Consider the following 21,693-nt stretch of genomic DNA (forward strand, 5'->3'; position numbering starts at 1 on the left):
AATTCTAGACCGACTAGAACATCCCCATATAAAAATAATGACCTAGAAAAATCTTACATTTCATTACGTTTTCTCAGAATAGTTTCATGTGAAAATCAGCTAAAAATTGCTTTTAATTCACAGTTACCCTATACGGAGCGACCAGTATGAAACGTCGATTCAATCAAATTACATTATCCCGTTTTACTTTAATTTTCCTAATCACCATCAACCTTGTCGCTTGCGGTGGAAGCTCTTCTCCGAGCAGTACTAGTGCAGGAAGTACGGGTACTGGTAGTAGCGGCACGGGCTCAACCAGCTCAAGCTCATCGTCATCCTTGGTTTATGCCAATTTGCAACAGGCCAGTTTAGGCGTAGGTGCTAGCTTGAACGGTGCCGTTCCATTTCCTGCCGATAATGCATGGAACACGAATATTTCCGGCGCACCAGTCGATCCGAATTCGGATGCACTTATCGCCAGCATTGGCATTAACACCGGCTTGCACCCAAATTTCGGATCGGCGTTGTGGGATGGCGCACCAAATGGCATTCCCTATGTGGTGGTGAGTTCTAGCCAGGCATTGGTTCCGGTTAACTTCGCGGCGTACCCAACCGAGAGCGATCCGGGTCCTTATCCGATTCCAGCCAACGCGCCAATCGAAGGTCAACTTGTGAGTGGCGCAGCCTTTGGCGGTGATCGACATGTGCTGGTTGTCGATCGCGATACCAATCGCTTGTATGAAACATATAATTCGTACCCAAATACCAACGGTAGCTGGACTGCCGATAGCGGCGCGATTTTTCATCTTGATTCCGATAATGTGCGTCCCACTGCCGCGCTCGGCTGGACCAGCGCAGACGCGGCAGGTTTGCCGATTTTCCCTGGATTGGCACGCTACGATGAAGTGGGTGCCGGTTTAATTGCCCACGCGTTGCGGTTTACTGTCGCCAACTCGCGGCAAGCCTATGTACCGCCTGCCAATCATTGGGCCTCCAGTAGTACCAATCCCAATTTACCGCCGATGGGGATGCGGGTCCGCCTCAAAGCGTCGTATGTCATTCCAAGCAGTTTCAGCAAAGATAGCCAAGTGATACTGCAGGCGCTCAAGACTTACGGTTTGATCGTTGCCGACAACGGCTCGAATTGGTATATAACTGGCGCGCCCGACGCCCGCTGGAATGACAGCGCGTTGGTGAGTGAGTTGGGCAGTGTCCTCGGCTCAAACTTTGAAGTAGTACAAATGACTGGGTTAGTGACTCCGTAGTAAATTAATTCAACAGTGGCGCATTGCATGCGTAAATATAGCTTTACTTATTATTTTGTGGCAGCATACCAATTAGTTTCCCCCTGTTAAGCTATTTCATTTCAATCGCTATTTAAAGGAGGTTTCAAATGAGCAATCAACTTGTCTGGGTTGACATACCTGTCACAGACCTTGACCGAGCAATAAAATTCTACTCAGCGGTACTTGGTAGCCCAGTAAGCAAAGAGGGCGGCCCAGGTTTTATATTTGGGTTATTTCCTCACTCCGACAACGATGTGGGAGGCTGCCTGTATGTACCTGATGCAGACAATGCACCGTCCAAGGTTGGCCCGCTTATCTACCTGAATGCCGAAGGGCGCTTGATTGACGCCGTTAAAGCTGTCGCGGCAACGGGAGGTAAAATAATTCAGGACACACACCAAATCGGCCCCTACGGTTTTCGCGCTGTCGTACTCGACACGGAAGGCAACAGAATTGCGCTACATGCACCAACCGCCTGACAAGTTGCATTTGGATCGACATCTACTATCTTAACTATATGTGGTGCAAGTAATCGGTGCGCTTTATAGTCCCAGGAACTCAATGATGTCTCAGATTTTAAACGTAGTAAAAATATGCATTATATGTACTGTTTTTTCTGCCTTGCCTGCACAGGCTGAAGAGCTAGTCGTGTACGGCGGTGAAGCATTCCAGCCGCTGATTTATTTAGATAGTGAACAAGCGGCTGGCATCTTCCCCGCGTTATTTCAACGCTTATCCAAAAGCACGGGCGACACCTATAAACTTGTGTTGTTACCCTGGAAACGGGCCATTAGTGAGTCGGCCGCAGGAAAAGGTGGTATCACCAGTTTTACCTGGACTGAAGAGCGCGCAAAACTCTATGATTTTTCAGAGCCTGTGTATAGAAATACGATTGAATTAACCGTACTAAAAAACAAAGCTTTTAAGTTCAATCAGCTGACTGATTTGACAGGTAAAATTATTGGCATACCACTTGGCTCAAGCTTTGGTGATGCCTTTGATAAAGCGGTTGCAGATAACCTGATTACCTCGGACACGGACCCCAGTCAGGTGTCGCGTTTGAGGAAATTACTAATAGGTAGAATTGATGTTGCCATCATCGGTGAAAGAGCTTTAGAGCAAGCGATCCGATCCGATCCTGTGCTACTTGCCAATCAAAATAAATTCACCGTCCTACCTGTTCCATTGACACAAGACTGGCTATACTTAGCCTTCCCAAAAACTATGCACAAACTGCCTGCACTGCAACGCTTTAATCAGGCATTAATCGCTCTAAAAAAAACCAAAGAATATCAACAGATTATTGACGATAATTCTTTTCACTCGCATTAAAACCTGGACAGCGGAGAGTGCACCGTGAGTATAGTAAGTAAGCCAGCAAATTCCATGAATTCTGAAGGTGTTTTTGAACCTTTTCCAATCGCGGACGTACCTTGGGAAGAGTTCGCAAAAGGCCAACGCTTTGGCATGCGCTTCCAGCATTTGAGTTCTTATGGTGGTGCGACCCAAATCGGTGTTGCGAATGAAGTTTTACTGCCCGGAAAACAAGCCAATCCCGCGCACTATCATATGCTGGAAGAAGAGCACGTTTTCATACTCGAAGGCGCGCTTACACTACGTCTTGGGGATAAAGCCTACATCATGTCAGCAGGCCAATATGTGTGCTTCCCTGCCGGCCAAAAGCAAGGTCATGCACTGTTTAATCATACCGACGTAGCTTGCCGGTACCTCATCATCGGCAATACCCAAGCTAACGATGTGGCTGTGCACACTGAGACGGGTAGAGTGGCTGTGAAACTAATGGGAGTGGGGTATTCCGGGACTGCGACGATGGACTATTGGGATAGTATGAATATCGATGAGTGAATTACGGGGCATGACAATGAGAAACAAACAACTACTAGTGCTATTGCCAGTGCTGTTTTGTGCTCAAGTTCTTGCTGCACAACCTGCTATTGTATTTGCAGCCTCAACGGACAACGCAATGCCTTTGGCGGAATTTCATAACAATGCACTCGACTCTGGAATACTGAAGGAGTTAGGTGAAGCAATCGGCCATGAACTCCATCTGGCAACGCTCTTTATCTCATTACCACGCAATCGTCTTGAGGCCGCATTGATCTCAGGAGAAGTGGACGGAGCCTGCTACATTCGCCCGGAATGGGTTGAGGCGCAATTAAACTGGAGTCAGCCCTTAATTCCGAATGAAAATTTACTGGCAACCAACCCAACATTACCGCAAACAATGGCGTTAAAGGATGTCTCGGGTAAAACGCTCGGACTGGTCGTAGGTTATAAATATCCAGAACTGGATGCAGCTCTAGGCTCAAACTATCGACGTGACGATGCTCCCGACATGCTTCATGTTATTAAGAAGCTGTTGATAGGTCGTGAACTCTATGCCGTTGTTGATCGCTTGAGCTTTGAGTACCAAATCACCAAGTATCCCCAACTAAAACAGTTTTCAACCTTAACCATCTCAACATTTCATACCCCTTGCGGATTTTCGTTAGCCAGCAAAATTCCATTTACCGAAATAGACAATGCAATTAACAAGTTGATACTGGATGGAACCATCGATCACATCCTGACACGCTATCGCCAATAGGATCAAAACGCAAAAACGGCATCAACAAATTTACTTCTAATTACGTCCTCAACACCGCAAACCAATATAAACAATGATTTCTGAAAATAAAATACTATCCCCTATTACGATTCGCCCCATCGAACCGAGCGACTTTGTTGCATGGAAGCCTTTATGGGATGGCTACAACGCGTTCTATGGCCGGCAAAATGAGACGGCGCTTCCTGCTGAAGTAACTGAGGTAATTTGGCAAAGATTCTTCGACCCAATTGAACCTGTGTTTGCACTCGTGGCGGAACTGGATGGCAAGTTGGTCGGCTTAAGCCATTACCTATACCATCGCAGTACCACGAAAATAGAAATGGTTTGCTACTTGCAAGATCTGTTTACTGATCCATCCGTGCGAGGCCGTGGAGTCGGGCGCTCGTTAATTCAAGGCGTCACGGAAACTGCGCGTAGCGCAGGCATAAACCGCGTTTACTGGCATACGCATGAATCAAACTCAGCTGCTCGTCTTTTGTATGATCAGGTCGCCAAGCACACTGGCTTTATTGTCTATGCCTGAGTTCGGTGAAACTGTGATAATAAGTGCCTTACAGCAATAGCAGCTGCTTTTAATCATCAAGCCAGCCCATCAATGATAAAATCCCAGCTCTTTATTACCCTGAATCAATGAACAGATCCAGCTTCAAAGCTAGCCTGATTCTTCCCAAAGCGCCGATGAGCCACTATATAAACACTGTTTTTAATGAAGATGCGCTTGAGGGCTTCAAACGGATTCCTGATGCAAGCATTGATTTAATCATTGCCGATCCGCCGTACAGCTTAGGCAAAGATTACGGCAATGAATCAGACAAGCTGGCGACCGGCGACTATCTGCAGTGGATGGAAAACTGGATCGATGCAGTACTGCCGAAATTAAAACCTAGCGGCAGTTTCTATATTTTTTTGACCTGGCGTTATTCTCCTGAAATTTTTGTCATGCTGAAACAGCGTATGCAAATGATGAATGAAATCATTTGGGACAGACGCGTTCCGTCCATGGGCGGCAGCGTACGCAGCTTTTCTTCGGTGCATGACACAATAGGTTTTTTTGTGAAAGAAAAAGGCTATTATTTTGATCTGGATGCAGTGCGCATTCCTTATGATGCCGTAACCAAAAAAGCCCGTTCACGTTCGATCTTTGTTGGCGCAAAATGGTTGGAAGTCGGCTACAACCCCAAGGATTTATGGAGTGTTTCAAGAGTACATAAAAGCGATCCGGAACGCGCTGACCATCCCACCCAAAAACCGTTAGAAATTATAGACCGCATGATCCACGCGTCCTGCCCGCCCGGCGGTTTGGTGCTAGATCCTTTTATGGGTAGCGGCACAACAGCTGTATCAGCGCAACGTTGTGGACGTAACTTTGTCGGTTTTGAATTAAATTCCAGCTATTGCGAGATTATTCAACAACGTTTAGCTGCACCGGAAGCGCAATTAGTCATGCGAAATAATCATCCTACTGAGCCGATTCGGGCTAAGGTGAAAAAAGAGCGCATCATTAAGAAAGCGCCCTCTTCGCCACAAGCTTCGTAATGTGAAGCAACTATTTCAAAAAATAGAGGGATAGTTGAATGCAGCTCATTTCCATTGAAAATTCCCGATTTTTTTGATTTATGTCACATCCACGTAATACAACTCCGCCAAAATCTAACCTAACTAACGTACATGCAACGGATATGCATGACGCAAGCTAGGTGGGAATGATTCGACTCAGGTCGATTGCCCTAATCGCTGTCGATGACAGTCGATCACTCCACCGACCACTCCCTCACTACCAAACCCCTTAAATTGCAGTACGGCAATATCCCTCCCCGCTTACCCAATACACGCCAACAACAGGCAATACCACACGACTAAATTTGTTACTAATTTTGATGGTTTTCGGGTGATAATGCAGCAACATTGATTTCTTCTCAGATAGAACATCTTCATGCTTTCAAAAAATCAACGCAAGCCAATTGAAATTAAAATTTCTACCGTCGTCGCTATTGCGGTTATTTTGTTTGACGCCGATTTAACGATTTTAGAAGCCGCAATAAAAGAACTTACCGCCAATTCCAGCGATTATTACTCTGAAGAATGTGCCGTCATTGATGTTGCCAACATTGATTGCACAGATCTCGACTGGGCCGCGTTAATTAAGCTGTTAAAAACTAATGGCATTAACCCGGTTGCGGTGCGTAATGCCCCCGCATCTAGCGAAACTCAGATTTCCCTATTAGGGCTGAGCATTGATCTTGGCAGCAAGACTGCACCACTCGCTGAAGTTGCCACTGCGCCTATTCCTGCCCCCACTCCAATTCCTACGCCCATCACAGCAAGTTCACTGCCCCCCATGATCATTGATACACCGGTGCGCGGCGGGCAACGTATTTACGCGCGTGGCACGGATTTAATCATTACCGCAGTGGTCAACAGTGGCGCGGAAGTGATCGCCGATGGCAGTATCCATATCTACGCTCCGTTACGTGGCCGAGCTTTGGCTGGTGCCAGCGGCAACACAGCGGCGCGCATTTTTACGCTGAGTTTGGAGGCGGAATTAGTTTCCATTGCCGGCATTTATCGGACTTTTGAAAACGGTTACCCATCTTTGACGCCAAATGCCCCATTACAAATAAAGCTAAATGGCGATAGAATCGACGTCGTTTCTATTCAGATAGCTAAATAAGTTGCCTAAGTAAATTAAATCGTTATTCCAAAGGAGTCTTTTGTGGCAAGAATCATCGTTATCACTTCTGGCAAAGGCGGCGTTGGTAAAACCACGTCGAGCGCCAGCTTTGCAACTGGACTGGCGATGCGCGGACATAAAACTGCCGTGATCGACTTTGACGTTGGCCTGCGCAATCTTGACCTGATCATGGGTTGCGAGCGGCGTGTTGTGTATGATTTAATTAATGTAGTCAGCGGTGAAGCCACTTTGCGTCAAGCACTGATCAAAGACAAACATTGCGACAATTTATTCATCTTGCCCGCGTCGCAAACGCGTGACAAAGATGCGCTCACTGAGGCTGGCGTTGAAAAAGTGTTAAACGACTTAATCCATATGGATTTTGAATTTATCATCTGCGACTCCCCTGCGGGGATTGAACATGGCGCAATTATGGCGCTGACGTTTGCGGATGAAGCGATTGTCGTGACCAATCCGGAAGTCTCTTCAGTGCGTGACTCTGACCGTATTCTTGGCATCATCCAAGCCAAATCACGACGCGCACAAAATGGCGGCGAACCGGTAAAAGAACACTTGTTAATTACCCGCTACTCGCCAAAACGCGTCGAACAAGGCGAAATGTTGTCGCATGTCGATGTACAAGAAATTTTACGTATTCCATTGATCGGCATTATTCCTGAATCCGAAGCGGTATTACACGCTTCCAACCAAGGTAACCCGGCAATTCATATCAAAGGCAGCGATGTTTCTTTGGCTTACGAAGACGTGGTCGGGCGCTTCTTAGGTGAAGAACTTCCATTACGATTCATGGATTACGAAAAACCGGGCTTATTGAAGCGCATTTTTGGAGCGAAGTAATATGGCCTTACTATCCTTCTTATTTAACACAGCCAAACCAAAAACGGCATCGGCTGCTAAAGAGCGCTTGCAAATCATCATCGCACGCGAGCGTAGTGGCCGTTCCGGTTATGATTTTTTACCGGCACTGCATGCCGAATTAATCGCCGTCATTTCCAAGTACACCAAGGTAGATCCTAAAGACATTACCTTGTCGCTAGACCGAAAAGGTGATTTAGAAGTACTGGATGTGAATGTCGTGTTACCAGAAATAGAACTGCGCAGTTAATTCAATCAAACTATCTACCTCTATTCTCTCCCCGGAAGCTGCACTCAGTACCCTCATGTGGTTTCCGGCGATCACCGCCCCCTTCCATGCCACAAAGTTGTTTATCAACAACAAAAACGGCGAACTTGGCTAACTTTTAATGATAGTTCACAAAAAGTTGACAGGTATTTTACAATTATGTAACAACTTAAGCTCACAATTAGCCGCTAATACAAATACACAAGCTTAGGCATTTTTATACAAACATTGCTTTGCGGAACACTACTATGAGAATTGCAGTACTTGAAGACGACACAAACCTGCTGGAGTTAGTATGTTCAATACTTAATTCTGCCGGACATAGTGCACATCCCTTTAGCAGTGGCAAAGAAATGCTGCATAACTTGCGCCGTGAAAATTACGACATGCTGATATTGGATTGGCAAGTACCTGACTTGAGCGGCACCGAAGTCATGCACTGGGTTAGGGAAAAGCTCTCATCGACCATTCCAATTCTGTTCATGACAAGCCGCTCTGGCGAAGATGATATTGTGGCTGGCTTAGCGGCAGGCGCAGATGACTACATGATTAAGCCAATACGCCGCAGTGAATTGGTAGCGCGAGTGCAAGCGCTGTTGCGACGCGCTTATCCGAATCAACATATGCCGGAACATCTGGAATTTGGCCGCTACATATTTGAAACCCGCTCAGCGCGGCTTTCCTTGTCTGGTCAATTTATCGACGTAACGCAAAAAGAATTTGATTTGGCGTTACTGTTATTCCGCAATTTGGGACGGCCTTTATCACGCGCGTATATTTTGGAAGCTGTCTGGTCACGCGACATTGAAATTCCATCACGCACCATGGACACCCATATTTCACGGGTGCGCAATAAATTACAATTGCGGCCTGAAAATGGCTTCCGGCTGGCACCGGTGTATAGCTATGGCTATCGCCTGGAACAAATTCCGGACTAATGAATTAAGCAGAATGCAGCAATCTACATAAAGATAATTGACGATGACTATAGTTACTTTTAAACGGTTTATTTTCCTATTCGTATTGAGTATTAGCTTAAGCAGTTACGCACAACAACCAGGCGATGTCGTCGTTGGTAAAAGCGACATTACCTATTACGCCAAACAAGGCGACACACTAATTTCCATCGCGCAAACATACACCGAAAAATCAAGCAATTGGGCGCTACTAGGCAAACGCAATCGCATCGGTAATGACCGCGCTATTCCGATTGGTACGGGTATTCAGATTCCGTTTGAATTACTACGCGAACTCACGATAGAAGCCAAAGTGGTTGCCTTTTCTGGCGAAGCCACCTTAAACAATGGCAGCGCAACGTCGCCGATTACAATTGGTGCCATCGTGCGTGAAGGTATGGTCGTCAGTACAGAAAAAAATGGCTTTGCCACGATAGAACTGCCAGATCATTCACGTATTTCAGTACCATCCAACAGCCAGGTTAAATTCAGCAAACTACGTGCCACGGAATATGCCAATAGCCCAAAAACAGAACTCACCTTATTAACTGGCCGGGTTGAATCCAGCGTGACTTCACTGAAGAACAACAACGGCCGTTTTGAAGTGCATTCCCCCTTAGCAATTGCGGGAGTACGCGGCACCCATTTTAGGGTGGAAGCAACGGAGCATCAGGTGGCCACTGAAGTGTTAGAAGGAAATGTAGCAGTTGGGCAAACGGTGCGCCCTAACGCAATTACCCTGCCAGCCGGCAAGGGTGACATTGTGAATGCCCAAAAAGTAGGCGAGGCGGTTGCATTGCTGCCAGCGCCTACGCTAATCGGCAACTATGCTTTGCAAGAACGAATTCTTGTGCAATTCAAGGTCGTAAAAATGGACGAGGCAAAATCATATCGAGCTCAAATCGCACTGGATAATAAGGCAGAAAATTTGATTCAAGAAGGCGTTTTTACTGAACCCCACTTCAAATTTTCCGACATCGCTGATGGCAATTATTTTGTTCGGATCAGTGCAATTGATGCACTTGGATTAGAAGGATTTTCCAACATTATTCCGTTTAAATTAAAAGCACGCCCTGAAGCGCCATTTAATATTCAGCCCAAGAAAAAATTACGTGCCGAGCAAGTTGATTTTTCATGGAGTGAAGCAGCCGATGCCGCTTTTTACCATCTGCAAATTGCCAGTGACGCTGAATTTCAACATCTGCTGCAAGACCATCCCAAGCTAAGCGCCACCCACTACAGCGCCGACCAACTTCCTATCGGTCATTTCTTCTGGCGGGTAGCTTCCATAAGCCAAAAAAACGGCGTGGACGACCACGGCCCTTTTGGCGATGTAGAAAATGTGGAGTTGCTTGCACCGACAAAAGATTTACCGCCATTTAAAGACTCTGGTGGAGCCACAATGAACTTGAGCTGGTCAGCGGAACCGGGCCAAACCTTTGTGCTTCAAATGAGTGATGATGCGGCGTTTACACATCTGATTTTAGATCAGCAATTACCTGCGCCAGAATTTAATCTGCCGCGCCCAAAGCCGGGAATTTATTTTATTCGGGTTAAAGCGATTGATGCTGACGGCTATGTCGGCGCATTTTCAGGCACCCAAACCATTACCATTTTTAACCTCTTAACATCGAGCGACGGTTCACCTGTACACAGTTTGGATGGCGTAGTTCATATTGGTTTTTAAACTACGCCAAGATAACAAAATATGAAATCCACCAAGCAAATTCAACATATTGTTCGCTATGAGTGGTTGATGTTGGCGCTGGCATTAACAGTGCTTGCGGCATGCCTGGGTTTTCAGCATGGTTTAGGACGGCTTGACCTGCTCATGTATGACAAAGCAATTCAACTCAATCAGCAAGCTGCGCGGAACGACATCATCATCGTTGCGATTGATGACTACAGCATTGCACAACTCGGTAAGTGGCCTTGGCCGCGCGCGCGTCATGCGCAATTATTAGAAAAAATCAATCAGGCCCAACCGACTTCGATTGGGCTTGATGTGATATTTAGTGAGCCTGAATCCGGCTCCGACTCAAATGGTGATGCAGAATTTGCGCACGCCATGTCCGATAACAATCGCACCGTATTACCGATTACTTTGGAAAATAACGGCGCGGGCTTAGTTATCACCCAACCATTTCCAACTCTAGCCACGGCAGCGCGAGCGCTTGCACATATCAATTTAGAAGTGGACCCCGATGGATTTACGCGCAGTATTTTTTTACGCGAAGGCCGTGAAAATGCATGGGTGCCGCATTTCAGTTTAGCGCTATATAACATCATTAAAAAACGCGCCATCGATGACTATAGCGACTTACCCAGCACGTCCAATAAACAGTTGAATACATCATCACCAAATAGCTGGCTACGTAACTCTCAATTTTACATTCCCTTCTATGGCAATCAAGGTCACTTTAAATCGGTGCCGTATGTGTCAGTATTACGCGGTGAAGTACCGGCACAATTTTTTGCAGGTAAAAATGTATTGATCGGCGCAACTGCCGTTGGCATGTCGGACGCTTACCCGACTCCCGTTTCCGGAGTCGACGGTGCCATGCCTGGAATTGAGATTAATGCCAATATTTTAGCCAGCCTGTTAGATGGCAGATCCATCATCATGGCATCGCCAGAACTATGCGCTGCGTACTCTGTCATTCCGGTCTTAATTGCGTTGTTTGCTTATCTATTACTGTCACCCAGACTGGCGCTCAGTTGCACAATTTTGTTATTTCCCCTGACTTTGGTTAGCAGTTTTCTTGCCCTCAAATCAGGAATCTGGCTGCCACCAAGCGCGGCGCTCATCGTATTAATTATCGCCTACCCGTTATGGAGCTGGCGGCGACTTGAAGCGGCAATTCGTTATTTGAACATTGAAATTTCACGCCTCAATCAAGAGCCTAGCTTGCTGCCTGAACCTCTTCAAAAAACAACACCGAATAAGCAAACCAGCCTCTTCACCGATGCATTGGCACAACGTATTTCTTCGATGGAAATTGCCGCCAAACGGGTACGTGATTTGCGCCAGTTTGTCACCGACAGCTTGCAAAGCCTGCCCGACGCAACCATCGTTACCAGCGTAGAAGGCCACGTCATTTTAAGCAACCAACCGGCGGATGCGTATTTTAATAGCCTGGGTAATAAAAACCTTGCCGATGCACTGTTGCCGTATTTATTTTCGACGATGTTAAGCCCGCGCCCGCTTGAGCAAGCGGCTACCCATACCTTTAGCTGGTGGCATTTACTCGATCTAAGCAAACGTGAGTTAATGAAAAACGGCATTGAAGTCAGCGATACGTTAAAGCGCGATTTAATCATTAAAAGCGCGCCGTGCACCAATGCAAATAAAGAGCACATAGGCTGGATAGTCGGCATTATTGATATCAGCACAATCCGCCAAGCCGAGCGCGCCCGTGACGAAACCTTGCGATTTATTTCACATGACATGCGCGCCCCGCAAGCCTCTATTTTGGCCTTGCTCGAACTTCAACAAGAACCTAAATCTGCCTTGCCACAACCAGAGTTTTTAGAGCGCGTTGCCAAGGCGGCACAAGTTACCTTAGGCCTGGCAGATAATTTTGTGCAATTGGCGCGCGCGGAAACTGAATACTATCGACTTGAAGTGGTTAATACGCAAGATATTGTGATGGATGCCTGCGATGAAATGTGGAGCCTCGCCAAAACCAAGCAAATTCAAATCAATACCGTTGTTTCCGATGAATGCGCTAATGACGAAGCCTTAATTAATATTAACCGTTCATTAATGACCCGCGTGCTGACTAATTTACTCTCGAATGCGATTAAATATAGCCCTGAAAACACCACCGTTACTATTAGCATCGATAAGAAAATTGAATTTTTAAATAATAGGGTGATTATCCAAATTGCCGATCAGGGGTATGGCATTACACCGACCGATCAGCTTAAGTTATTTCGTCGTTTTCAGCGCTTTGCTGGCGCAAACCAACCTAAAAATGAAGGGGTCGGCCTAGGCCTGGCGTTTGTCAAACTCGTATTGGAGCGGCATCAGGCGCATATCAGTTTGACAAGCAAACCCAATCACGGCACGACCTTTACCCTTAGCATCCCGGCATATTCTGAGATCCCAAGTTGAAATCAAGCGAGTCGCGTTATAATATAAGGCTAAATATGCTACGAATCGTCGTAGCATTTATTACCAATAAAACATGCAACTGCTTGCCGTCGGCCTTAACCACACTACTGCCTCACTCGCGCTACGCGAGAAGGTAGTATTTGCGCCTGACAAAATTGGTCAGGCGGTGTTGGCGGCGCGCCAATTTTTGTATCGAAATAACGCCTCTGCCAATACGGCTGAAGCAGCAATTTTATCTACCTGTAATCGCACCGAGTTGTACGCAGCGTGCAAAATGCCTCATCCGCTTGACGCAGCAGCCCATTTTTTAGCCGATTACCACCAACTTCCTTACGCCGAATTACGCCCGCATTTGTACGCGTTACCGCAAGATGATGCAGTACGTCATGCGTTTAGAGTCGCATCCGGGTTAGATTCGATGGTGTTGGGCGAACCGCAAATTTTGGGTCAACTCAAAGATGCCGTGCGCCAGTCCGATGAAGTGGGCGGCTTGGGCACTTACTTACATCAATTATTTCAGCGTACTTTTTCCGTTGCGAAAGAAGTGCGCAGCAGCACAGAAATCGGTGCGCATAGCGTTTCGATGGCCGCTGCGGCAGTGCGTTTAGCGCAGCGTATTTTTGATGATCTCACCGAGCAGCATGTGCTGTTTATCGGCGCCGGTGAAATGATTGAACTTTGCGCCACGCATTTTGCCGCTCAAAACCCAAAATCGATCACCATTGCCAACCGCACATTGGAACGCGGCGCAACGTTGGCGCATCAATTTAATGGCCGCGCAATTCGCTTAGCCGAATTACCCGATCAATTAGCTCATTTCGACATAGTCATTTCATGTACCGCGTCTACCTTACCGATCATTGGCTTAGGTTTAGTTGAACGCGCCATTAAAGCGCGCAAACATAAGCCAATGTTTATGGTTGATTTAGCGGTGCCGCGTGATATCGAAGCCGAAGTGGCCCGCTTAAATGACGTGTTTTTATATACTGTTGACGATCTTGGCAACGTGGTACAAACCGGTATTGAAAGCCGCCAATTGGCAGTAGTAGAAGCTGAAGCGATTATTGAAACCGGAGTGCAATCGTTTATGCACTGGATAGATGGCCGTGCTGTGGTTCCCGTTATTCAGGAGCTGCATGAAAACGGCGAGGCAATGCGTTTGATGGAACTGGAACGCGCCCGCCGCATGCTGGCTAAAGGTGATGATATTGATGTAGTACTGGAAGCACTTTCCAAAGGCTTAACCGCCAAATTTTTGCACGGCTCGCAACAGGCTCTGCACAAAACCCACGGCGAAGAACGCGCTCAAATAGCCGCGCTACTTCCGCAATTATTCCGCACCAAACGTTAGCTGGATTCGCTTCCAGAACAACCCGTGTTTGGCATGCACTAAATAATGCCACCCAATCAAATCTAATACCGATTCAATAAAGAGGAACCATCTTGAAACCTTCGATGCTGACCAAGCTCGACCACTTAGCCGAACGGCTGGTTGAAATTAACCAATTATTGATGCAAGAAGGTAGCACATCCAATATGGATAACTACCGTAAGCTCAACCGCGAACATGCTGAATTGACGCCGGTTGTGGAGCTGTATCATCGCTACCAGCAAACGCAACTAGACATAGATTCAGCGCAGGAAATGATGTCTGATCCGGACATGAAAGAATTTGCGCAAGAAGAAATTGCCAATGCCAAAGCGGTCATGGAAACCCTGGACGGCGAATTGCAAACGATGTTGCTGCCGAAAGATCCTAACGACGAACGCAATATTATTCTGGAAATTCGCGCTGGTACCGGCGGTGATGAATCGGCCTTATTTTCCGGCGATTTACTGCGCATGTACACGCGTTATGCCGAACGCAATCGCTGGCAGGTTGAGATGATGTCAGAGTCACCTTCCGACTTGGGCGGCTATAAAGAAGTAATTATCCGGATTGCCGGTTTGGGTGCCTATTCCAAGCTCAAATTTGAATCCGGCGGACATCGCGTGCAGCGTGTGCCAGCGACCGAAACCCAAGGCCGGATTCACACCTCAGCCTGCACCGTTGCAGTGATGCCCGAGGCAGATGAATTAACCGACGTCATTATTAATACTTCCGATTTACGGATCGACACCTTCCGCGCCTCCGGTGCCGGTGGTCAGCATATTAACAAGACCGATTCGGCGGTACGCTTAACCCATATGCCGACCGGAATTGTGGTCGAATGCCAGGATGGTCGCAGCCAACATCAAAATAAAGCCCAGGCGATGCGCGTGTTAGCGAGCCGTATTATGGACGGGCAACTGCGCGCCAAACAAGCCAAGGAAGCCGCTACGCGTAAAAGTTTGATCGGCTCAGGTGACCGCAGCGAGCGAATTCGCACGTATAATTTCCCGCAAGGCCGGATGACAGATCACCGAATTAATCTCACTTTATACAAGCTTGATTTTATAATGGACGGCGATTTAACCGATCTGACTAATGCGTTATTGGCGGAACATCAGGCGGAGTTATTAGCGCAACTGGCTGGCAATTAAGCTGTTGCAGAATAAAAGTACATTCAACATATACTATTTAATTAAGGTTGCTTTATGAAGAAAACACAAATCGCGTTACTGATTACTGCCATTGCCAGCCTAGCGATCGTCGGCGGTGCCTTGTATTTCCAAATTGTTGAACGGATGCCGCCATGTCCGTTATGCATTATCCAGCGCTATGCTTTTATTCTGTTAGCAATCGGTAGTTTAATCGGCATGGCCGGCCCTGCTTTACTACGCAAAATCGGCTGCTGCCTCGGCTTGTATGCCTCCATTAGCGGCGCAGGCGTGGCGCTGCATCAACTGTATGTCATTGCCCATCCAGATATTAAATGCGGTATTGATCCGGTTCAAACTGCGGTAAATAGCTTGCCCTTTGCGAGCTGGTTGCCGACGGTGTTTTCTGCCGAAGGTTTGTGCGGAACGCCTTATGATCCATTTTTTGGACTCGTATTGCCGCAATGGTCGTTGTTGTGGTTTGTGGTGTTTACCGTGGTGTTGCTGCTGGTGTTATTTAAGAGTAAAAAGCAATAATCTGATGCGTAGGGTGGGCACGGTTTTGTGCCCACGCGTAACAGTAAATAAACAACGGATTTAATTTACGAATAGTTTTGATCGAAAATAACGCGTGGGCACAAAACCGTGCCCACCCTACGCCAATTTCAATCAAAGAATACTCTGGGATTTTCACGTAACCCCACCCAACTCAATCCAAATACATGTCCCAACACAGCATCGCCAACCTACTCAACAGCACAACCGCAGCAGGCACGTTGCCCGCATTAGAAACGCGTTTGCTAATGATGCATGTGTTAAATAAAACCCGTATTCAATTAATTACCCAAGCCGATTACGAGCTGTCTGACTCCGAATTAAACGCGCTGCAACTGCTCATTGACCGTCGCGTGCAAGGTGAGCCAATCGCCTACTTAATCGGCCAACGTGAATTTTTTGGCTTGATGTTGCAAGTCACTCCCGACGTATTAATTCCTCGGCCAGATACTGAGTTATTAGTTGAACTCGGGCTGCAGTACGCGCCGCCTAATTCCACTGTGCTCGACCTTGGTACCGGCTCTGGTGCGATTGCAATTGCACTTGCCCATCAACGCGCCGATTTGCAGGTTTGGGCTTGCGACATCAGCCAGGCCGCGTTGGCGGTCGCACAGAACAATGCCGTTACTCATCAATGCAAAATCACTCTATTGAAAAGCGACTGGTACGCACAATTACCAGACATGCAGTGGCAAACCATTGTTTCCAACCCGCCGTATATTGTTCAACATGACCCGCATTTAAGTCAGGGTGATTTACGCTTTGAGCCAATCAATGCGTTGACTGACCATGCGGATGGTTTATCGGCATATCGCCAGTTAATTGCCGGAGCCGTCTCGCGCTTAACCGAAGATGGCTGGCTGTTGCTCGAACATGGCTACGATCAGGCGCAGGCGGTACGTGCTTTGCTCACCGAGCATCAATTCATCAACGTACAAAGCTGGTGTGATATTGCCGGCATCGAGCGGGTATCTGTTGGGCAACGCCACAGCATCCCCTCACCGACATTTTTATCAAAAATACCAAACTAAGCCACGCAACCCGTATTTTTCTTGTACAGTAACCATTCTTTTGAATTGTCTACCAGGATTCCATGCGCTATTTCATCGCCCTTTTTATCGTGCTTTTGAGCTTAGCTTATTTTCCTGTAGTTGCCCAAGAAAATACTCCTGACATTCCAACTAAATCCAATCCTAAAATTTGCGTCGTCTTATCCGGCGGCGGTGCGCGTGGCTTTGCGCATATCGGCGTTTTAAAATATCTGGAAGAACAGCACATTCCTGTTCATTGCATAGCAGGAACCAGCATGGGTGCAGTGATCGGCGGGCTGTACGCATCCGGCATGTCGGCCAACGAAATTGAACAACGCCTCAACGAAATTAAATTAGGCGATGTCGCTTTGGATATTGTCGACCGGCGCAAAATTTCTCAAACCCTACGTGAAGATGATATTAACTACCCGATCAGCGGCACCTTCGGCTTAAGCAAAAACGGCGTAACCTTACCGCTAGGCGCAGTACAGGCGAATCAGTTTTTAGAACTGCTGCACAATTGGACTGCGCATCTTCCGCCCGACATCGCGTTTGACCAATTACCAATACCATTCCGCGCCGTTGCCACCGATTTAGAAACCGGTGAAATGGTAGTGTTTGACAAAGGCCCCATCCACAATGCAATACGCGCCAGTATGGCCGCGCCGGGTGTTTTTGCACCGATTGAAATTAATGGCCACTTATTAAGCGACGGCGGTTTAGTGCGTAATTTACCCGTCGATATTGCACGCAGCATGGGCGCCGACGTCATCATTGCCGTCAACATTGGCACGCCATTATTACCCCGCCAAGACTTGCAAAGTTTTTTCAATATCAGCAAACAAATGGTGAATATCCTCACCGAACAAAACGTCAATGAACAAAAAAAAATACTACTACCTACCGACGTTTTAATTGATCCTAATTTAGGCGACATCAATTTTATGGATTTCCCGCGCGCGATTGAAGCCGTCGACATCGGCTATAAAGCAGCGCAGTCTATGCACGACAAACTGGCGCTGTTATCGGTCGAGCCGGCAAGCTATTCGGCACAACTCAAAGCGCGAACAATTCCGGATTTACATCCAATAACCATTGCGTTTGTCGATGTGCATAGTAAAGGTAAAATTCCGCCCGACGATATCCGCCGTCAACTGAATATCCCGATCGGCTCTATCTACAATGCCGAAGACATTAACAAGCGTATTACCCCATTAATTAATTCCCGCAACTTTGATAGCGTGGTGCATTCCTTAGTACAACGCGACGGTGAATATGGAGTACAAATTGATGCCACCGAACGCAGCTGGGGACCCAACTTTGTTCGCGTAGGCTTAGCAATGAGCACCGGTTTTGACGGCGTTAGCGGCTTTGAATTGCAAGTGGGGCATCGCTTGCCAGCAATCACCGACAGCGGCCTGGAATGGCGCAATGACCTTCAGTTTGGCTACGCCTACGGCATCCGCTCCGAACTACGCCAACCGCTGATTGTGCGCGAAGGCATGTACGTCGCGCCGTATATCAACGCGCAAATGAAACCGCTCAATCTGTATTCCGATAACACCCGGGTAGCCGAATACGCCATGCAAACATCGCAAATCGGACTCGATCTTGGCATACCGATCGGCGCCAATGCCAGCCTGGGCGAAATCCGCACTGGCTTCTTTGCAAGCCACACGGATTTGCGTCCTAAATTAGGCGGTTTAGTGACAGAACAATCCGACGGCAATACCAGCATAACCAGCTTACCCTGGGGGAAAACGGATGAGTTTGCGCTACATACCCGCTTCACTATTGACCAGCTCGACACCCCAGTTTTCCCGCGTGACGGTTATCGACTTGGCGGTGAACTAATCGCCGGGCTAAATCGAACCAGTAGTGACTCAAGCACTCTGGATACGCATAACGATTTACGCGGTTTTCAACAAGCCACTGTCGACTCCACGTGGGCCGACAGCGCCGAAGACCATAGTATTAATTTAAGCATGCAAGCTGGCGCACGCTATCAATCCGGTTCGCCTATCCCGGGAGTTGGCTTATCGCTTGGAGGCTTCCAGCGCTTAACCGCTTACCAGCCAGATCAATTCATCGGCAATTATTTGGTTTACGGTAACGCCACGTATTTATTCCGCGCCGTGAATTTTGGCATGGCCGGCGAAGCCGCCTTTGTCGGCACATCATTAGAAGTCGGCAATGCCGGCAATTTCAAATCTGACTTCCAGTTAGCCAATTTACGAAAAAGCCTGAGTGTCTTTGTCGGCGCCAATACCTTCATGGGCCCAGTTCATTTTGGTATAGCGATTGCCCCGGCCGGTGCGTTTAATTTGTTTTTGCAATTGGGACGGCAATAATTAACAAAATGAGTTAAATGCGAAGGCCAGGGACTAATGAAAGCTCCTGCAATATATTTGTTAGCAAACCAGCGCAATGGTACCTTGTACATCGGCGTCACTTCTGATTTGATACAAGGGGCCTGGCAACATCGGGAGGGAATAGCGCAAGGTTTCACGCATCAACATCAAGTTAAAACGCTGGTCTGGCACGAACAACACGAAACGATGGAAAGTGCAATCACGCGCGAGAAAGCACTCAAGAAATGGAACCGGAAGTGGAAATTACGCCTGATTGAGAAATTCAATCCTGAATGGAAAGATTTGTGGCTCGAAATCACGGGGCAGGAATCATCATCCCATTAAACATCGCCATTCCAACAAACAGCGTCATCTCCGAGTGCTTTAGTCGGGGATCCAGCGCCCTTCCCCCTCGTGCAAAGCACGACTGACCAGACACTATTCCTCTTGTGCAGGTACTCACATCGTTAAAGGGACACAGGACACACAATACCTTGAATGCTAGATTAACGAGCTCCTGGATTCCCGCCTACGCGGGAATGACGTTAATGGAAGGTATGAGGGTGCAATCATTATTATCTTCATCACATCAGCAACCCGCTTTGCTTCAAAGACCATTTTAGTTAAAATGCAGTCTGACATTTCCAGGGAATAATATGAAAAAAATAATAAGCAGCATCGCCATAGCACTGGCGTGTACAGCGGCGTACGCCAACACCCCACAACTAGACACCTTATTTGAATCAGACTGGCAATGGACGTTAAGCCACTCGCCGGAAACAGCCACCACCTTGGGCGACAACCGCTACAACCATAAGCTCTCCAATACCAGCTTAGCCGCCGCGCGCGTCTACAACAAACATCAACAAGATATGTTAAAAGAAGCGCTTAAAATTAAGCGCGACAGTTTAAGCGGGCAAGAACTGATCTCCTACGACCAGTTTGTGCTGGAAAAGCAGCAAGCAATCCGCGCCGCTGAGTTGTATCCCTACACAGTACAGCCCATTACACAAATTGATGGCTTGCAAATTACGTTACCAAGTCTGGTATCGCAAACCCCGTTTAATAACGCCTTTGATTACCATAACTATTTAGCGCGCTTGCATGCGATTCCCGCTTACGTGGATGGCATTATTGAACAGCTTCAAGAAAACATGAAAACCGGCTGGGTTGCCCCAAAAGTTATCATCGCACCAGTTCCAGGGCAGCTACATGATTTACGTCTACATTTAGATGAAAGCGAATTTGGTACACCGTTCCATCACATTCCAGCCAATGTTCCACGCCCTGAAGTATTTGCCGCACGCGGTAAAAAAGAGTTGTCTGAGCACGTGGCACCAGCGTTATTAAAACTGGAAAATTTCCTCATCACCCAATATTTGCCAGCCTGCCGCGACAGCATTGCTGCATCCAGCCTGCCAGCCGGAATGCCATACTATGATTTCATGGTTAAAAATGGCACCACCACCGATTTAACTGCACAACAAATTCACGACATTGGTTTGACTGAAGTAGCGCGGATTAAAGCAGAAATGCAAAGAGTCATGGATCAGGTTGGCTTCAAAGGCAGCTTTGCTGAATTTACGGTTTTCCTGAATACCGACCCACGTTTTTTCTACACCAATTCTGATGATTTATTAAACGGTTTCCGCGACATCATCGCGCACGTTTATCAAGTCTTGCCGACCATGTTTGCCCATCTGCCTAAAGCGCAAGCCGAAGTCAAACCGATTCCGCTATTAGGTTCCGAACAGCAGCCCGCCGCCTATTACAATCCCGGTCCGGATGATGGCAGCCGCTCAGGTTATTTTGCGGTCAACGTCTCCAACTTAAATACCCGCGCCAAATGGGAAATGGAAACGTTAACGCTGCATGAAGCAATTCCTGGCCACCATTTACAAATCAGTATCGCTAAAGAAGCGACCGACTTGCCTAAATTCCGACGCAACGGCTGGTACAACGCGTTTGGCGAAGGCTGGGCTTTGTATTCCGAAGGCTTGGGCTATGAAATGGGCTTTTATAAAGACCCTTATTCCAAATTCGGCAATTTAAATGATGAACTCTTCCGCGCTGCGCGTTTAGTAGTGGATACCGGCATTCACGCGTTAGGCTGGAGCCGTGAACAAGCAATTACATATTTAAATGAAAATACCGCCAACCCGCCGAACGACAATCAGGTAGAAATTGACCGCTACATCGCCTGGCCTGGACAAGCGCTGGGTTACAAAATCGGCCAATTAAAAATCAACCAGTTACGCGCCAAAGCGACTACTGCATTAGGCGATAAATTTGATCTGCGCGCCTTCCACAACGCCGTCATCGACAATGGCCCGATCCCGTTGTCGGTACTGGAAACGCAGATTGATTTGTGGATTAGTCAGCAGCAAGCGAAGCATTAATAAGTCAATGCGGTATCAATACAAGTAAGCACACTTTTGTGTCACTCGCATTGAT

Annotated in this window: 20 protein-coding genes; all 20 read left to right on the forward strand. The window is 47.3% G+C overall.

Annotated features, from left to right (window positions below; translation table 11 throughout):
* Positions 1–146 precede the first annotated feature (146 nt).
* The 20 genes from S2091_RS24415 to S2091_RS04285 all read left to right on the forward strand — a co-directional run bounded on the left by S2091_RS24415 (position 147) and on the right by S2091_RS04285 (position 21,638).
* Positions 147–1,244 carry a hypothetical protein gene (locus tag S2091_RS24415; RefSeq protein WP_105530554.1) on the forward strand — a complete coding sequence of 366 codons (1,098 nt, stop codon included), beginning with the start codon at positions 147–149 and terminating at the stop codon, positions 1,242–1,244.
* 128 nt (positions 1,245–1,372) lie between these two features.
* On the forward strand, positions 1,373–1,744 hold the full coding sequence (locus S2091_RS04195) for a VOC family protein (protein WP_105530555.1): 372 nt from the start codon (positions 1,373–1,375) through the stop codon (positions 1,742–1,744).
* An 82-nt stretch (positions 1,745–1,826) separates the two neighbouring features.
* Positions 1,827–2,597, forward strand: a complete 771-nt coding sequence (locus S2091_RS04200) for a substrate-binding periplasmic protein (RefSeq protein ID WP_105530556.1) — start codon at positions 1,827–1,829, stop codon at positions 2,595–2,597.
* 24 nt (positions 2,598–2,621) lie between these two features.
* Complete coding sequence (locus S2091_RS04205; RefSeq protein WP_207769614.1) at positions 2,622–3,131, forward strand: cupin domain-containing protein; 510 nt, start codon at positions 2,622–2,624, stop codon at positions 3,129–3,131.
* Positions 3,132–3,147: 16 nt separating this feature from the next.
* On the forward strand, positions 3,148–3,873 hold the full coding sequence (locus S2091_RS04210) for a substrate-binding periplasmic protein (protein ID WP_165794905.1): 726 nt from the start codon (positions 3,148–3,150) through the stop codon (positions 3,871–3,873).
* 73 nt (positions 3,874–3,946) lie between these two features.
* Positions 3,947–4,417 carry a GNAT family N-acetyltransferase gene (locus tag S2091_RS04215; RefSeq protein ID WP_207769615.1) on the forward strand — a complete coding sequence of 157 codons (471 nt, stop codon included), beginning with the start codon at positions 3,947–3,949 and terminating at the stop codon, positions 4,415–4,417.
* Between the two features lie 155 nt (positions 4,418–4,572).
* Positions 4,573–5,430 carry a DNA-methyltransferase gene (locus tag S2091_RS04220; protein WP_105530786.1) on the forward strand — a complete coding sequence of 286 codons (858 nt, stop codon included), beginning with the start codon at positions 4,573–4,575 and terminating at the stop codon, positions 5,428–5,430.
* A 397-nt stretch (positions 5,431–5,827) separates the two neighbouring features.
* Positions 5,828–6,565, forward strand: coding sequence for a septum site-determining protein MinC (minC, locus tag S2091_RS04225; RefSeq protein ID WP_105530559.1), 738 nt, complete (start codon positions 5,828–5,830; stop codon positions 6,563–6,565).
* A 42-nt stretch (positions 6,566–6,607) separates the two neighbouring features.
* The gene (gene minD, locus S2091_RS04230; RefSeq protein ID WP_105530560.1) at positions 6,608–7,423 is read left to right on the forward strand and encodes a septum site-determining protein MinD; all 816 of its coding nucleotides are present in this window, start codon (positions 6,608–6,610) and stop codon (positions 7,421–7,423) included.
* Between the two features lies 1 nt (position 7,424).
* The gene (minE, locus tag S2091_RS04235) at positions 7,425–7,691 is read left to right on the forward strand and encodes a cell division topological specificity factor MinE (RefSeq protein WP_105530561.1); all 267 of its coding nucleotides are present in this window, start codon (positions 7,425–7,427) and stop codon (positions 7,689–7,691) included.
* A 266-nt stretch (positions 7,692–7,957) separates the two neighbouring features.
* Positions 7,958–8,647 (forward strand): response regulator transcription factor, encoded by a 690-nt coding sequence (locus S2091_RS04240; protein WP_105530562.1) that lies wholly within the window; start codon positions 7,958–7,960, stop codon positions 8,645–8,647.
* Positions 8,648–8,690: 43 nt separating this feature from the next.
* Positions 8,691–10,352 (forward strand): FecR domain-containing protein, encoded by a 1,662-nt coding sequence (locus S2091_RS04245; RefSeq protein WP_105530563.1) that lies wholly within the window; start codon positions 8,691–8,693, stop codon positions 10,350–10,352.
* 21 nt (positions 10,353–10,373) lie between these two features.
* On the forward strand, positions 10,374–12,782 hold the full coding sequence (locus S2091_RS04250; protein WP_105530564.1) for a CHASE2 domain-containing protein: 2,409 nt from the start codon (positions 10,374–10,376) through the stop codon (positions 12,780–12,782).
* Positions 12,783–12,855: 73 nt separating this feature from the next.
* Positions 12,856–14,133: a glutamyl-tRNA reductase gene (gene hemA / locus S2091_RS04255; protein WP_105530565.1), complete on the forward strand. Its 1,278-nt coding sequence runs from the start codon at positions 12,856–12,858 to the stop codon at positions 14,131–14,133.
* Positions 14,134–14,225: 92 nt separating this feature from the next.
* Positions 14,226–15,305, forward strand: a complete 1,080-nt coding sequence (gene prfA, locus S2091_RS04260) for a peptide chain release factor 1 (protein WP_105530566.1) — start codon at positions 14,226–14,228, stop codon at positions 15,303–15,305.
* 54 nt (positions 15,306–15,359) lie between these two features.
* Positions 15,360–15,839, forward strand: coding sequence for a disulfide bond formation protein B (locus tag S2091_RS04265; protein ID WP_105530567.1), 480 nt, complete (start codon positions 15,360–15,362; stop codon positions 15,837–15,839).
* 185 nt (positions 15,840–16,024) lie between these two features.
* Positions 16,025–16,888, forward strand: a complete 864-nt coding sequence (gene prmC, locus S2091_RS04270; protein WP_105530568.1) for a peptide chain release factor N(5)-glutamine methyltransferase — start codon at positions 16,025–16,027, stop codon at positions 16,886–16,888.
* 62 nt (positions 16,889–16,950) lie between these two features.
* Positions 16,951–19,239 carry a patatin-like phospholipase family protein gene (locus S2091_RS04275; protein WP_105530569.1) on the forward strand — a complete coding sequence of 763 codons (2,289 nt, stop codon included), beginning with the start codon at positions 16,951–16,953 and terminating at the stop codon, positions 19,237–19,239.
* Between the two features lie 36 nt (positions 19,240–19,275).
* Entirely contained in the window at positions 19,276–19,584 is a 309-nt protein-coding gene (locus tag S2091_RS04280; RefSeq protein WP_105530570.1) for a GIY-YIG nuclease family protein, read from the forward strand.
* A 311-nt stretch (positions 19,585–19,895) separates the two neighbouring features.
* The gene (locus S2091_RS04285; protein WP_105530571.1) at positions 19,896–21,638 is read left to right on the forward strand and encodes a DUF885 domain-containing protein; all 1,743 of its coding nucleotides are present in this window, start codon (positions 19,896–19,898) and stop codon (positions 21,636–21,638) included.
* Positions 21,639–21,693: the final 55 nt, after the last annotated feature.

The sequence above is a fragment of the Solimicrobium silvestre genome (assembly GCF_002976435.1).
Taxonomy (GTDB): domain Bacteria; phylum Pseudomonadota; class Gammaproteobacteria; order Burkholderiales; family Burkholderiaceae_D; genus Solimicrobium; species Solimicrobium silvestre.